The sequence below is a fragment of the Emcibacter sp. genome (assembly GCF_963675455.1).
Taxonomy (GTDB): domain Bacteria; phylum Pseudomonadota; class Alphaproteobacteria; order Sphingomonadales; family Emcibacteraceae; genus Emcibacter.
This window is the reverse complement of sequence record NZ_OY776217.1, coordinates 2,516,420-2,531,195: the sequence shown is the minus strand read 5'-3', so window position 1 is coordinate 2,531,195 and position 14,776 is coordinate 2,516,420. Positions and strand designations below refer to the sequence as shown.

Below are 14,776 nucleotides of genomic sequence, written 5' to 3'. Positions count from 1 at the left end.
ACAAGCACCTTTCCCTGAATATCACAGACTCAACTGGACACTTAACCGGCTTCCAGTTACCGCGTCAGGCTTCCGTAATAAAGGTTACAAATGGCGTAACCCTTATTACCTTGACGGGAAAAGCATCTTCAACCGCATTTATAAAGGCATCAAAATCGTCAATATCGAAGGCACCTCCCATCTTCATCTGTTTTATGGTCGCATCCGTTATGATTATTTTTTTGTTCGTATAGCGTGCCATTTCCCGAACGATTTCCGACAGCGGCTGCCCCCTGAAGATGATCTTGCCCTGTTGTGAAAAATACAATCGGTCCAGATCCAGTTCAGTTGCCTGGCTTACGGCACCAACCCGCCCATCATAGGCAAAAACCTTCTGGCCGGCAGTGACAAGAACCTTCTCCTGATCCTGCTTATCAGTCGTATGCATCAGTTCCCTCAGGTCTTCATTGTGATGCATCGCAACCGTTCCCTCAATGACTACAACCTCGACCTTGTCACGACGCTCATAGACGCTGAATGATGTCCCTACCGCCCGGGCTGCCCCATGGTTTGTTTCCACGACAAAGGGACGGGACGGGTCTTTTTCCACGTCAAAGATGGCCTCACCCCTGAGCAGTACGACCTTCCTCAGGTTTTCAGAATATTCCTCTCGCACCAGACTGTCTGTATTCATAAAAATACTGGAACCGTCAGCAAGCTCAAACCGCGCCTGTTCGCCCACATCTGTGCGGTAGGTGCCCTCCGGAAGATACCTGCTGTAACCATAGAAAATCACCGACAGACTGACAAGGACAGCAATCGCAGCGGCAAGCCGGGCAAAATTCCCAGACAGAAAGTTTTTATTTTGCGTCCGGCCGGACCTGTGAAAATCGATATTGGCCACTTTGTCGCCGGCCTCCCGTATCGCCGTAATATCGGTTACATGAACCTCTGCCGTCCCGGCAGAATCCCAGGATCTATCGAACTCAACAAGATCATTTTCTATATCCGCATGCTGCATATCGCTATCAATAATTTCGTCGATATCCAGCCAGAAAGACGCCACCTCTTCATATATTTCCCGGTGACGCTCGTCTTTTTCATACCAGGCCAGGAAAGCGTCACGGAGGTCATCGTTGCCGGCGTCCTCCTGCAGGCGCTGATACCACCGCCGCGCCTGATCTTCCAGGTCCAAATCCATATCCATATCTTCCACAATACTCACCGTATCATTCTTATTTTAGCTGCATTATCCCCGTTCATATTCTCGCCGTCTCTTTTTTCCGTCCGGACGGCACCTGGCCTCTGGTGCAGCTTGATATAATGCTGACAATCCCTCATCCCTTTCAGAACATGCTTTTCAGCAGTACTGACTGAAATTTCCAGCTTTGCTGCAATTTCCTTATAGGAATGTTTATTGATTACGCGAAGTGTAAATGCCTGGCGGCACTTGGGCGGCAGTTGAGCTACCGCCTTGCAGAACAGCCGGTATTCCTGTTTGGAATTCAGGGCCTGGTCTGCCAGGGGCTCCGCACATTTCACCTCCATAAGTTCGTTATCGAGGGTATTCTCGAACTTTATAATTTTACGCCGCCGCAATGCCTTCATCGCCAGATTATGGGCAATCCGGTACAGGAAGGCCTTCGGTGACTTTATATCCTCGGGGTTTTTTGCATTATGGAACCTGAGGAACGCTTCCTGTGCGAGTTCCTCAGCCTCGTTTTCCGAGCGCAGAAATCTGTAGACATAACCTTTCAGACTTTGGTTATGTTCCTTGTACAGATCCTCCAGAATAGAGTTTCGGTTATTTTCCATAACCACTTACCATATCCTGGTGGATGACCTGTGTCGGATTGTTGTCCGTTTCTGTCACCAGCTTCCTCCGCAAGAGCTACTTTTCTGTTATATTGTGGAACTTCAACTATAATCCCATCAGGACAATCCACACCCCCTATGAGACAAAGGCCAATAATATTAAGATAAAATGCTTTTCTGAGTGGCCCGGAAGATCAAAATTCCATCAGGAATCCTAGGAACAAAAAAAATAAAAGTCTACTGGCGGGTTTTGATTCACAAAGGGTCCTAGTATCTTATACCCCCATAACTAAAATCGGAAAATTCGCAAAACTTTATATCCGGACGATAGATTTCGAAAGCAGAAAATTTTGAATTTGTCCCTGCTGCACCTGGCGGGCCGACAACACGAAATTTTCCCCGGCCGGATATTTTTCGACTCAGACGGGCAGAGTAAAAAAAGGCTGCAGCATTTAAGCTGCAGCCAGTTCTCCTACGGAGGATAGCTATTTCTGTGTGGGGAAATAGCTATCTAGGAACTTGATGTGGTAATTACCCCGTCTAGCGCTATACCGTGTACAAACTTTTATTTATTCATATATTACAAAATAATATTCGGTTTAATCACTGTATTTACGGATATCACAACCTGTAACATATTGCCACTATAATATAACAAATATAAGTCACAAAGCCCGGCGTACAAGGGTTCATCGCATATTTGTGTCTGTTCGTCGTAAAATGGGCTATTAATTTTGTAATGGCTTGAAAATCCGTCACGGATAAATTTTACAAAATGCAAAAATATCGGAATTTTTTGATAAAAAAAGGCATCGTCGCAAAGATTCTCATCTCCCTGATCAGTACCATCCTGTTCCCGCCAATCGCCCTTGCGGAAGATGTCTCAGGCCTTTGGGATACTGCCATGGAGTCATATAACCGCCAGAAATATCTCCAGTTTGAAGAATTCATGATCAAATTGTCAGTGGCACGCCCCTATAACCTGGCGGTGCAAAAAAACCTGCTTCGTGCTTACCTCCTTAACACTCATGTGGATCAGGCAGGGGCTTTACTCGAAAATATACTTGCGCAGAAAGTCTACATCGACATTGTCACAGACGAGGATTTCAGAAACATTGCCACTGACGAAGTTCTCGCCAGTCTCTCTGCTGCCGATCCGGATCATGAGTATCGAACTGAAATAAAAAAACCCGGCAGAACCGGGCTTTTAAATTCTGTCGTAAAAAATAATCAAAGCGCCTTGTTGGCCTCCTTGTTGGCATCAACCGTTTGATAGATCTCGGCCCCGCTTTCACGGAATTTCTTCGACATCTCGATCATGCCTTCCTGGTTCTTCTGCGCCGCAAAGTCCCGCACTTCCTGCGAAATCTTCATGGAGCAGAACTTGGGTCCGCACATGGAACAGAAATGCGCCACCTTGTGGGCTTCCTTGGGCAGGGTCGCATCATGATATTCCCGCGCCTTTTCCGGATCGAGCGCCAGGTTGAACTGGTCTTCCCAGCGGAAGTCAAAGCGGGCCCGTGACAGAGCGTCGTCGCGGATCTGCGCCCCCGGATGACCCTTCGCCAGGTCAGCTGCATGGGCGGCGATCTTGTAGGTGATCACACCCACCTTCACATCATCCCGGTCCGGCAGCCCCAGATGTTCCTTCGGTGTCACATAACACAGCATGGCACAGCCGAACCAGCCGATCATGGCGGCGCCGATGCCGCTGGTGATATGATCATAGCCCGGCGCAATGTCGGTCGTCAGCGGGCCAAGCGTATAGAAGGGCGCCTCGTGGCATTCCTTGAGTTGTTTGTCCATGTTGACCTTGATCTTGTGCATGGGCACATGGCCCGGCCCCTCGATCATCACCTGAACGTCATGCTTCCAGGCGATTTTGGTTAGTTCACCGAGGGTTTCCAGTTCGCCGAACTGGGCTTCGTCATTGGCGTCTGCGATGGAACCCGGACGCAGGCCGTCACCAAGCGAGAAGCTCACGTCATAGGCCTTCATGATTTCGCAGATGTCCTCGAAATGGGTATAGAGGAAATTCTCCTTATGGTGGGCCAGGCACCATTTCGCCATGATGGAGCCGCCGCGGCTGACAATACCGGTCACGCGCTTGGCGGTCATGGGCACATAACGCAGCAACACGCCGGCATGGATGGTGAAATAATCCACCCCCTGCTCGGCCTGTTCAATAAGCGTATCCCGGAAGACCTCCCAGGTCAGGTCTTCGGCCACGCCGTTGACTTTTTCCAGCGCCTGGTAGATCGGCACGGTGCCGATCGGCACCGGTGAGTTGCGGATAATCCATTCGCGGGTGTTGTGGATGTTACGGCCGGTGCTGAGGTCCATCACCGTGTCGGCGCCCCAGCGGGTCGACCAGACCATCTTTTCCACTTCCTCGGCGATAGACGACGCCACGGCGCTGTTGCCGATATTGGCGTTGATCTTGACCAGGAAGTTGCGGCCGATGATCATCGGCTCCAGTTCCGGGTGGTTGATATTGCAGGGAATGATGGCGCGGCCGCGGGCGATCTCGTCACGCACAAACTCCGCCGTGATCTGTTCCGGGATGCTGGCGCCGAAGCTTTCCGCATATTCATCGGGGGTGTAATTTTCCGCCAGTTCGGCCCGGGCCATATTCTCGCGAATGGCAATATATTCCATTTCCGGTGTTATAATGCCGCGCCGCGCGTAAGCCATCTGGGTTACCGCGTGGCCGTCTTTTGCCTTCAGCGGCTTGTGTCTGACCGGAAATTCCTGGGCCAGATATTTGCCGGAGGCATTGCCGTTATCTTCCGGTTTGATGTCCCGGCCTTCATATTCCTCGACATCGCCGCGGGAAATGACCCACTCCTGGCGAGTCCGGCTCAGGCCTTTATAAATGTCAATCTCGACCGCGGGATCGGTGTAGGGACCGGAGGTATCATAGACAGGCACCGGTTTTTCATTGGCTGACGGATGCAGGTCGATTTCCCGCATGGGCACCCGGATCGTATCCGCCACCGTTCCCGGCATATAGACCTTGCGTGAGGCCGGCAGCGGCCCGGTCGTGACTTCCATTTTTTCCGGTTTTGTAGCGATATTCATCAGGGTCTCCCGTCAGTTAAATCTGGGATCCGGTCGATAAGCGGTACTGAAGGGACTGTTTTTGCTTCTCAGCTCTGACAATTCCTTCCCTCCGCCGGTATCACCCGGATCAGGTTCTAAGGGTCAACGATCAGTTTCGTTTCTCAGCCACATCGGCACCCCTAGGAATTTTCTGGCCCATTAGATATGGAAAGCATCGGGGAATTCAAGAAAATATTGAAAATATCCGCAAACAGTCTATCTAGGGCCCATGATAACAGACATCAGAGATCTCAAAGAGAAGCTTAAAACCGGGCAGCGCCTGCTCGGCCTGGACCTGGGCAGCAAGACCATCGGCCTTGCCCTGTCGGATATCATGCTAAGCATTGCCAGTCCGATGGAAACCATAAAGCGCAAGAAATTCACCACAGACTCGGAACGGCTGCTGCAGATCATTCGCGAGCAGAATGTCGGTGGTCTGGTGCTTGGCCTGCCTATGAACATGGACGGTTCGGAAGGCCCCCGTTGCCAGTCGACACGGCAGTTCGCCACCAACATACAGGGAAAAATCGATATCCCCATCGTCCTCTGGGATGAACGGATGTCAACCATGGCGGTGACCCGGACGCTGCTGGAGGCAGATGCCAGCCGGAAACGGCGCAGTGAGCTGGTCGACAAGATGGCTGCCGCCTATATTCTGCAGGGCGCCCTGGATCATCTGTCCCGCCTCTAAATCAGATATTGCCCTCCGGGGAAACTCTTCTTGCCTGCACTGATAAAAGCCCATATAAAATAGCTCTTCAGTGAGAATGATAACATACAAGGACTGAAGCATGTCAAAGGCCGCCTTATCCTCCTCCCCGGCGACGACCGAGCTTTTCCCACACAAACACCTATTGGGAATAGAAGGACTCAAGGAAAAGGAAATCACCCAGATCCTCAATGTGGCGGACCTCTATGCGGAACAGAACCGCCAGACCAACAAGAAAAAAAGCATACTGCGCGGCCTGACCCAGATAAATCTGTTTTTTGAGAACTCGACCCGGACACGCATGTCCTTTGAACTGGCCGGTAAACGGCTGGGCGCGGATGTGATCAATATGTCGACGTCAACCTCGTCCCTGAAAAAGGGTGAAACCCTGCTCGATACCGCCCTGACCCTCAACGCCATGCAGCCTGACCTTCTGGTGGTGCGCCACGACCAGTCCGGTGCTGTCAATCTGCTCAGCCAGAAAGTTGACTGCGCGGTGCTCAATGCCGGAGACGGCCGACACGAACATCCGACCCAGGCCCTGCTGGATGCCATGACCATCCGCCGCCGCAAGGGACGCCTTGCCCGCCTGACCGTTGCTATCTGCGGCGATATTGCCCACAGCCGGGTCGCCCGCTCCAACATCCACCTGCTGACCACGATGGGCGCACGGGTGCGATTGATCGGCCCGCCGACGCTGATCCCGGCGAAGGCTGAACGACTGGGCGTGGAGGTCTTCCATGATATGAAAGAAGGGCTCAAGGACTGCGACATTGTCATGATGCTTCGGGTACAGACTGAACGAATGAAGGGTGGCTACTTCCCCTCCATCAGCGAATATTTCACCCTCTATGGCCTCGACTACGACAAACTGAGTGTGGCAAAAGGGGATGCGTTGATCATGCATCCCGGCCCCATGAACCGGGGCGTGGAAATTGATGCCGCCGTGGCTGACGATCTGACCCGCAGCGCGATCCAGGAACAGGTGGAAATGGGTGTTGCCGTGCGCATGGCCTGCCTCGACCTGCTGACCCGTGAAAAACGCGCCAAAGAGCAGGAGATGGAACAATGACACGCCATATTCTGTATGATAACGCCCGCCTGCTTGACCCGGCCACCGGACTGGACATCAACGGCCAGCTTTTGACCTCCAAAGGCAAAATCAAAGCCCTTGGTGAAAAAATCAACCTTCCCGAAGGCAACATCGAAACGATTGATTGTGGCGGTCACTGCCTGGCCCCCGGCCTGATCGACATGCGGGTCTTTGTCGGCATTCCCGGCGCCGACTATCGCGACACCATTCATAACACCGGTGAAGCCGCCGCTGCGGGCGGGGTGACCACTGTCTGCGTCCAGCCTGTGACCTCCCCCATCATTGATGACCTGGCCCGGGTGGAATATCTGATGAGCCGGGCCCGGGATGCGGCGGTAAATTTCATCCCCCTGCCCGCCGCTACCAAACAGCTTGCTGGCGAGGAAATGACCGAAATCGGACTGATGAGCCGGGCCGGCATTCATGCCTTCACCGACGGCAATATCAGTATTGGCGACGCTTCACTGATGGTGCGTATCCTCAAATATATGAAATATTTCGACGCCCTTCTGATCCAGCATCTGGCCGAACCCAGCCTGACCGGTAGCGGCTGCATGAATTCAGGTGAGCTTGCGACACGGCTGGGCCTGCCTGGTATTCCGACAGAGGCCGAAACCATCATGCTGGAACGGGATCTGCGCCTGCTGCGCAAAATAGAAACCCGCTACCATGCTGCCCAGATCACCTGCCGGGACAGCATTGACGTGATGAAGGCAGCCAAAGACAGCGGCTTGAAGGTCACGGCCGGTGTCTCCGTCGCCCATCTTGCATTGAACGAGTTCGCCATCGAGGATTATCGGACCTTCGCCAAGGTTTCCCCGCCCCTGCGTGCCGAAGAAGACCGGGTGGCCGTGGTCGAGGCGCTGAAAGACGGCATCATTGACGTGATTGTCAGCAGCCATGACCCCGAAGATCCCGAAAGCAAACGGGTGCCGTTCGAACAGGCGGAAGCCGGCGTCGTCGGGCTGGAAACCATGTTGCCGGTGACCCTGGAAATGTATCACAACGGCCAGATGGGTCTTTTGTCGATCCTTGAAAAAATGACTGTCAATCCGGCCCGCATTCTGGGCCTCGACAGTGGTGTCCTGAAAGAAGGCGCCCCGGCTGACCTGTGCCTGTTTGACCTGAATATCCCCTATCGCATCGATGCGGACAAACTGGTCAGCGTCACCAAAAATACGCCTTTCGATACCAAACCGGTCCAGGGGCGCGTGCTACGCACCGTTGTCGACGGCAAAACCGTCTTTGAATATAAGGGATAGGATATCGATATGGATCTTTCTCCCAACGCCCTGGCCGCTGCCCTCGCAGGCGGCTATCTGCTTGGCAGTATGCCGTTCGGTATGATTCTGACGCGGTTGGCCGGACAGGGAGACATCCGCAACATCGGATCGGGTAATATCGGTGCAACCAACGTCTTGCGTACCGGCAACAAGTGGCTCGCCTTACTGACCCTGATCCTGGACGGCGGCAAGGGAGCGGGTGCCGCCCTGCTGGCTGAATATCTCGCGCCGGGCGCCGGCCTTTTCGCCGGGGGCGCAGCTTTTATCGGCCATATTTATCCGGTGTGGCTGAAATTCAGGGGCGGCAAGGGTGTGGCCACTTTTCTAGGCACTCTGCTGGCGCTGAGCTGGCCCGTGGGCATTGCCTGCTGCCTGACCTGGTTTGTCACCGCCCTGGTCTTCCGCATATCTTCCCTGTCGGCGCTGGTCGCCGCCCTGCTATCCCCAATTTACGCTTATTATGTATCGGGGACTGGACTTGCTACTTTAAGTTGCGTATTGTGTTTGCTGATCTTCCTTCGACACAAGGACAATATCAAACGCCTGCTTCAGGGCACCGAGCCGAGGATCGGTAAAAAGTCCTGAACCTAACCCGGGACTTTATGTGACTTCAGAAGCAGCACCTCTTTCAGACCAGGAAAAACTCAACCGTCTGCGTCTTTGCCGCACCGAACGGGTCGGGCCGGTTACCTTCCGGGAATTGCTGGTCATATATGGCACTGCAGGAGACGCCCTTGAGGCGTTGCCGGAACTGTCCCGTCGCGGCGGCCGCCGGAAACCCCTGCTTCCTCCCTCTGTTGCGTCTCTACAGAAAGAGCTTGAGACCCTGGAGGCCCTCGGCGGCACTCTGATTGTTTTTGGCGACCGGCTTTATCCTCAGCCCCTCGCCGTCACGGACAGTGCACCGCCCATCCTGATGGCACTCGGGAAAACGGCGCTTTTCCATACTCCCTGCTTCGGTATTGTCGGGGCGCGCAATGCCTCGGCCGCCGGCATGCGATTGGCGCAACAGTTTGCTCTCGAGCTCGGACAACAGGATATGACCATTGTGTCCGGCATGGCCCGGGGCATTGACACAGCCGTCCATCAGGGATCTCTCACCACCGGCACCATCGCCGTGCTGGCCGGCGGAATAGATGAACCCTATCCCCGGGAAAATATCCCGCTTTATGAGGAAATTATCGAAAAAGGACTGGTCGTTTCGGAAATGCCGTTGGGCATCCAGCCCCAGGCCCGGCACTTTCCCCGGCGCAACCGCATCATCTCGGGCCTGTCATGCGGCGTGCTGGTGGTCGAAGCCACCCTGCGCTCAGGATCCCTGATCACTGCACGTCAGGCGGCGGAACAGGGACGCGAGGTTTTTGCCGTCCCGGGCCACCCGCTGGACCCCCGCGCCAAGGGCCCGAATTCCCTGATTCGCGACGGTGCCGTACTCACAGAGACGACTGAGGATATTCTCGATGTGCTGATGCAACAGCAGCGCCGGATCATCCCGCAGGCGGAAATTTTTCCCTCTATTCCTGCCACACACCAAAACCTTCCCTCCTCATCTTTTGAAACGGCAAGGCTTGCAATTCGTGAAAAATTAAGCCATACCGCTGTACCCATAGACGATTTAATCCGATTGTCAGATGTGGAACCGGCGGAGTTGCAAACGGTCCTTTTGGAGCTTGAACTTGCCGGCGAAATTGTCCGACATCCGGGAAACAGGGTAGCTTTTGTTAAGTAAACTGTGTTAAACCCCTGACAAATTACGTAAATATCCGGCGACGGAGACAGGCAGGAAAGTCATATAACCTCCCGTTCTTTGTCCAGGAACATCCAGACAAAGCCCGAATGCATGAAAACTGTAGTTGTAGAATCCCCGGCCAAGGCCAAAACCATTAATAAATATCTTGGTAAAGACTATGAAGTCCTTGCCAGTTTCGGTCATGTGCGCGACCTGCCGTCCAAGGACGGTTCCGTCAAACCAGACGAAGATTTCGCCATGGAATGGGAAGTCGACAGCGACAGTAAAAAGCGCATCAAGGATATCGCCGACGCGACCAAGAAATCCGATGAACTGATCCTCGCCACCGACCCGGACCGCGAAGGGGAAGCCATCAGCTGGCACGTTCTGGAATTACTGAAGAGCAAGCGCGGCGTCCTCAAGGACCAGAAGATCAAACGCGTGGTGTTCAACGAAATCACCAAAAGCGCCATTCTCAAGGCCATGGAAAACCCACGCGATGTGGACAGCCAGCTTGTGGATGCCTACCTTGCCCGCCGGGCACTGGATTATCTTGTGGGTTTCACCTTGTCGCCCGTGCTGTGGCGCAAACTGCCCGGCTCCCGGTCAGCCGGACGTGTACAGTCTGTAGCCCTGCGTCTGATCTGCGAGCGGGAGCTGGAAATCGAAGGTTTCCGCGCCGAAGAATACTGGAGCATCCTGGCCAGCCTCAAAAGTGCCGGGGACATGCCCTTTGAAGCGCGGCTCAGCCTGCTGGATGGTGAAAAGGTCCAGAAATTCACCCTGACCAACGAAAAAGATGCGCATGCGGCCAAGGCCAAAATCGAAGCGGCACAATTCACTGTACAGTCTGTGGAAAGCAAACCGGCCAAACGTTACCCGGCGCCGCCCTTTACCACGTCCACCCTGCAGCAGGAAGCGGCCCGCAAGCTCGGCTTCAATGCCACCCGGACCATGCGCACGGCCCAGAAGCTTTATGAAGGCGCCAACCTTGGCGGTGAAACCGTCGGTCTGATCACCTATATGCGTACAGACGGCGTGACCCTGGCCAATGAAGCCATTCAGGGCGCCCGGGCCCTCATAGGCCGTGATTTCGGCGACAAATATTTGCCGAAAAGCCCGCGGATGTATAAATCCAAGGCGAAAAACGCCCAGGAAGCCCATGAAGCCATTCGTCCGACCGACCTCACCCGCCTGCCGAAAGACATGGCCCGTTATCTTGATGACGACCAGGCCCGGCTTTACGAACTGATCTGGAAGCGGACAATTGCCTGCCAGATGGCAGAAACCCAGATGGAGCGCACCACCGTGGACCTGCTGTCCGAAGACAAAAAACAGGGCCTGCGCGCTACCGGTACCGTCCAGATCTTTGACGGCTTTCTGACACTCTATCAGGAAGGCAAGGATGACGAAGAGGACGAGGAAAACGGCAAGCGCCTGCCCAAGCTGGCAAACGGCGAGTCCGTCAACCAGGAAAAAGTGGAAGCGAGCCAGCATTTCACCGAGCCGCCGCCGCGCTATTCAGAAGCCAGTCTGGTGAAGAAAATGGAAGAGCTCGGCATCGGCCGTCCTTCAACCTATGCCTCAATCCTGTCTGTGCTGCGCGAACGCAATTATGTGGTCATGGACAAGAACCGCTTTATTCCGGAAGACAAGGGCCGCGTGGTCGTCGCCTTCCTGGAAAATTTCTTTGGCAAATATGTCCAGTATGACTTCACCGCCGACATGGAGGAACTGCTCGACAAGGTTTCCGCCGGCGAGATCCCCTGGAAAAAGGTTCTGGCCGATTTCTGGCTGGAATTCAGCAAGGCCGTGGAAGGCACCAAGGACCTGCGTGTGTCCGAGGTTCTGGAAACCCTGAATAATGTTCTGGGACCCTATATCTTCCCCGAGCGCGAAGACGGATCCGATCCCCGCAGCTGTCCGAAATGCAAGGAAGGCCAGCTCAGCCTGAAAACCGGCAAGTTCGGCGCCTTCATCGGCTGTTCCAACTATCCGGAATGTAATTACACCCGCCATATGAAAACCGGAAACGGTGAAAATGGCGAGGACGCGGCCGAGGACGGTCCGAAAGTTCTGGGCGTTGATCCGGAAAGCGGCATGGAAGTCACCGTGCGCACCGGCCGATTCGGTCCCTATATCCAGCTCGGTGAGCCGGCGGATAAAAAAGAAAAACCGAAACGTTCCACCATTCCCAAAGGCATGTCCCCGGACAGTATCGACCTGGAACGTGCGCTCAAGCTTCTGGCCCTGCCGCGGGAAATTGGCAAGCACCCGGAAGACGGTGAGCCGATCACAACATCCATCGGCCGTTACGGGCCCTATGTGGCCCATAACCGGGTATTTGTAAGCCTTAAGGACCCGGAAGAGGTGTTCACGCTGGGCATCAACCGGGCCGTCGAACTGATTGCCGAAGGGGCCAAGAAAAAGAAAGCTCCCGAGGCCCTGAAAGAGTTGGGGCCCCATCCGGAAGACAAGGAACCGGTAATGGTCATGGACGGCCGTTACGGACCTTATGTGAAGCATAAACGTACAAATGCCACAATTCCGAAGGATAAAGATCCTAAAGATATAACAATGGAAGAAGCTGTAGAGCTTCTGAAGGCGCGTGCCGCCAAGGGCAAGAAAAAAAGCACGCGCAAGAAAAGCGCCTGACAGGCGCAGGAAAATATGAACGATAATAAACACATCCCCTTCCCGTCAAAGGAAGAGGTACTTGAATTTCTGGAAAAAAACCCGGACAGACAAACCAAACGCGAAATCGCCCGGGCCTTCCATATTCGCGGCGACGACCGCATCCTCCTGAAAGCCATGCTTCAGGAAATGAAAGAAGACAACCTTCTCAAAAAAGGCCACAAGAAACAGATCCACCCGGACGACGGCTTGCCGCCGGTCAGTGTGATTGAAATCACCGGCCTCGACAAAATGGGTGACCTGAAGGCCAAACCCGTGAACTGGGAAGAAGAAGGCCCGCCGCCGACCATCCTGATTCCAGCCCATGAAAGCAAGGGCAATGTGGGCGTCGGCGACCGGATTCTGGCCCGGCTCAGCCGCAACCGTGACGACAAAAGCGGCTATGTGGCCCGTGTCATCCGCAAGCTGGAAACCGCCGGCGGCCTGATCATGGGATTTTTCCGCCAGCAGGACGACAATGTCGCGCTGGTCTATCCCACCGACAAGAAAAACCGCGACATATACGTCATCGGCCGCAAGGACTGGCAGGGCGCCAAAGAAGGCGAACTTGTCCTGATCGAGGCCGGCAAGGCCCGTCGCGGCGGGCGCGGTGAACCGAAACCGGCCCGGGTGAAAGAATGCCTCGGCGCCATGGACGAACCCCGCTCCATCAGCCTGATTGCCGTGCATGCCCACGGCATTCCCATGGATTTCAGTGACGAAGCCGTGGCCGAAGCCGAAAAATCGGAAGTTCCGGTTCTGGAAGCCGGCCGGGCCGACCTCAGGGATATTCCCCTGATCACCATCGACCCCAGCGACGCCCGCGATCATGACGACGCCATCTGGGCCGAACCGGACACGGACCCCGAAAATGAAGGCGGCTGGCATGTGATTGTCGCCATCGCCGATGTGGCCCGCTATGTACGGCCCGGCTCTGCCCTCGACAAGGACGCCCGCCTGCGCGGCAACAGCGTCTATTTCCCCGACCGGGTGGTGCCGATGCTGCCGGAACGTCTTTCCAACGGCCTGTGCTCGCTTAAAGAGAACGAAGACCGCTATTGCATGGCCGTACATATGTGGTTTGCCAAAAACGGCAAGAAACTACGCCATAAATTCGTCCGCGGCCTGATGAGAAGCGCCGCCGGACTGTCTTACGAAGAATATCAGCAGGCCATTGACGGCAAGGTTAGCAAAAAGGCCGCCCCGCTGATGGACACGGTGATCAAACCGCTGTGGGGCGCTTACGAGTGCCTTCAGAAGGGCCGCCGTTTCCGCGAGCCGCTGGAACTTGAGGTGCCGGAACGGAAAATCACCCTCGGTGAAGACGGCCATATCGAAAGCATTGTGCCGCGGCTTGTCCTGCCGGCCCACCAACTGGTCGAGGAATTCATGATCCAGGCCAATGTGTCCGCGGCCCAGCAGTTGCAGCACAAGGACTGGCCCTGCATGTACCGCATCCATGACCAGCCGACCCTGGAAAAGCTCGAGGCCCTCGGAGAATTCCTGCAAAGCCTGGATTACAGCTTTGCCAAAGGCCAGGTCATGAAACCGAAGGTCTTTAACAATATCCTGCGCAAGGTCAAGGACACGCCCCATGAAGGTGTTGTCAATACCGTGGTCTTGCGCAGCCAGTCCCAGGCAATCTATTCGCCGGACAATATCGGCCATTTCGGCCTGTCGCTGGGACAGTATGCCCATTTCACCTCCCCTATCCGCCGTTATTCCGATGTGATGGTGCACCGGGCCCTGGTCAGCGCCCTGAAACTGGGCGAAGACGGCCTGAGCAAGGACGACCGGGAGAATTTCGCCGAGACCGCCCAGCATATTTCCGATACGGAACGGCGCGCCATGCTGGCGGAACGGGAATCCACCGATCGTTATGTGGCCGCCTATATGTCCGACCATGTGGGCGATGTCTTTGACGGCACCATTTCCGGCGTCAGCCGGGCAGGACTGTTCGTCACCCTGGCCGGCAGCGGCGGCGACGGCATTGTGCCGGTATCCAGCCTTGTCGGCGACTATTTCATCTATGACAAGGACCTGCACCTGCTGGAAGGCGAATATACCAATATCGTCTATCAGCTTGGTGACAAGGTCACCGTGAAACTGCGGGAGGCGAATCCGGTGACCGGCGGCCTGACATTGCAGATGATCGACGAGAACCTGCTGCAGGCGGCAGGACGGCCCGGCGCCCCCGGCAAGGCCAAAGGCCGCCGCGGCAAAGGCAGACCGGGGGCAAAACCCGGAGGAAAACCAGGCGCAAGGGGCGCCAAACCGGCAAATAAGGGACGGCGGCAGAGGTCGTGAAGTATTTCACCGCCGGGCTGCGGATTTTTTTAGGGAAATCCGCACTCGGCTCTTGACTTCGCCCGCAATCACTGTATTTTCCGCTC

Annotated in this window: 11 protein-coding genes and 1 riboswitch; of the genes, 8 read left to right on the top strand and 3 right to left on the bottom strand. The window is 55.0% G+C overall.

The features are described from left to right. Positions 1–64: 64 nt before the first annotated feature. Positions 65–1,204, bottom strand: a complete 1,140-nt coding sequence (locus tag ACORNT_RS11740) for a FecR family protein (protein ID WP_321390880.1) — start codon at positions 1,202–1,204, stop codon at positions 65–67. Continuing rightward, positions 1,201–1,794 (bottom strand): RNA polymerase sigma factor, encoded by a 594-nt coding sequence (locus ACORNT_RS11735; RefSeq protein ID WP_321390878.1) that lies wholly within the window; start codon positions 1,792–1,794, stop codon positions 1,201–1,203. The genes ACORNT_RS11740 and ACORNT_RS11735 overlap by 4 nt, the downstream gene beginning before the upstream one ends. Positions 1,795–2,569: 775 nt before the next feature. Between ACORNT_RS11735 and ACORNT_RS11730 the strand changes: the two genes are divergently transcribed. Then, on the top strand, positions 2,570–3,067 hold the full coding sequence (locus ACORNT_RS11730; RefSeq protein ID WP_321390875.1) for a hypothetical protein: 498 nt from the start codon (positions 2,570–2,572) through the stop codon (positions 3,065–3,067). On the opposite strand, the gene thiC is transcribed toward ACORNT_RS11730, so the two are convergent. Beyond that, positions 3,025–4,875: a phosphomethylpyrimidine synthase ThiC gene (gene thiC / locus ACORNT_RS11725; protein ID WP_321390872.1), complete on the bottom strand. Its 1,851-nt coding sequence runs from the start codon at positions 4,873–4,875 to the stop codon at positions 3,025–3,027. The two genes, ACORNT_RS11730 and thiC, sit on opposite strands and share 43 nt — an antisense overlap. Before the next feature lie 69 nt (positions 4,876–4,944). Next, positions 4,945–5,048, bottom strand: a riboswitch (TPP riboswitch). A 77-nt stretch (positions 5,049–5,125) separates the two neighbouring features. On the opposite strand from thiC, the gene ruvX reads away from it, so the two are divergent. From ruvX to rnr, 7 genes are all read left to right on the top strand, one after another. Further along, entirely contained in the window at positions 5,126–5,587 is a 462-nt protein-coding gene (gene ruvX / locus ACORNT_RS11720) for a Holliday junction resolvase RuvX (RefSeq protein ID WP_321390870.1), read from the top strand. 100 nt (positions 5,588–5,687) lie between these two features. Next, a complete protein-coding gene (locus tag ACORNT_RS11715; protein ID WP_321390866.1) occupies positions 5,688–6,677 on the top strand; it encodes an aspartate carbamoyltransferase catalytic subunit in 990 nt (329 codons plus the stop codon). Next, complete coding sequence (gene pyrC, locus ACORNT_RS11710) at positions 6,674–7,960, top strand: dihydroorotase (RefSeq protein ID WP_321390864.1); 1,287 nt, start codon at positions 6,674–6,676, stop codon at positions 7,958–7,960. Before ACORNT_RS11715 ends, pyrC begins: the two co-directional genes overlap by 4 nt. 9 nt (positions 7,961–7,969) lie before the next feature. Continuing rightward, entirely contained in the window at positions 7,970–8,566 is a 597-nt protein-coding gene (gene plsY / locus ACORNT_RS11705; RefSeq protein WP_321390862.1) for a glycerol-3-phosphate 1-O-acyltransferase PlsY, read from the top strand. Positions 8,567–8,585: 19 nt separating this feature from the next. Then, positions 8,586–9,710 (top strand): DNA-processing protein DprA, encoded by a 1,125-nt coding sequence (gene dprA, locus ACORNT_RS11700; RefSeq protein WP_321390860.1) that lies wholly within the window; start codon positions 8,586–8,588, stop codon positions 9,708–9,710. A gap of 111 nt (positions 9,711–9,821) precedes the next feature. Further along, positions 9,822–12,365 (top strand): type I DNA topoisomerase, encoded by a 2,544-nt coding sequence (gene topA / locus ACORNT_RS11695; protein WP_321390857.1) that lies wholly within the window; start codon positions 9,822–9,824, stop codon positions 12,363–12,365. Positions 12,366–12,380: 15 nt separating this feature from the next. Continuing rightward, positions 12,381–14,690 (top strand): ribonuclease R, encoded by a 2,310-nt coding sequence (gene rnr, locus ACORNT_RS11690; RefSeq protein ID WP_321390855.1) that lies wholly within the window; start codon positions 12,381–12,383, stop codon positions 14,688–14,690. Positions 14,691–14,776: the final 86 nt, after the last annotated feature.

Coding starts and splice junctions, on each gene's coding strand:
- plsY (WP_321390862.1), top strand. CDS start 7,970: ATGGATCTTTCTCCCAACGCCCTGGCCGCTGCCCTCGCAGGCGGCTAT.
- pyrC (WP_321390864.1), top strand. CDS start 6,674: ATGACACGCCATATTCTGTATGATAACGCCCGCCTGCTTGACCCGGCC.
- thiC (WP_321390872.1), bottom strand. CDS start 4,875: ATGAATATCGCTACAAAACCGGAAAAAATGGAAGTCACGACCGGGCCG.
- rnr (WP_321390855.1), top strand. CDS start 12,381: ATGAACGATAATAAACACATCCCCTTCCCGTCAAAGGAAGAGGTACTT.
- ACORNT_RS11730 (WP_321390875.1), top strand. CDS start 2,570: ATGCAAAAATATCGGAATTTTTTGATAAAAAAAGGCATCGTCGCAAAG.
- ACORNT_RS11715 (WP_321390866.1), top strand. CDS start 5,688: ATGTCAAAGGCCGCCTTATCCTCCTCCCCGGCGACGACCGAGCTTTTC.
- ruvX (WP_321390870.1), top strand. CDS start 5,126: ATGATAACAGACATCAGAGATCTCAAAGAGAAGCTTAAAACCGGGCAG.
- topA (WP_321390857.1), top strand. CDS start 9,822: ATGAAAACTGTAGTTGTAGAATCCCCGGCCAAGGCCAAAACCATTAAT.
- ACORNT_RS11735 (WP_321390878.1), bottom strand. CDS start 1,794: ATGGAAAATAACCGAAACTCTATTCTGGAGGATCTGTACAAGGAACAT.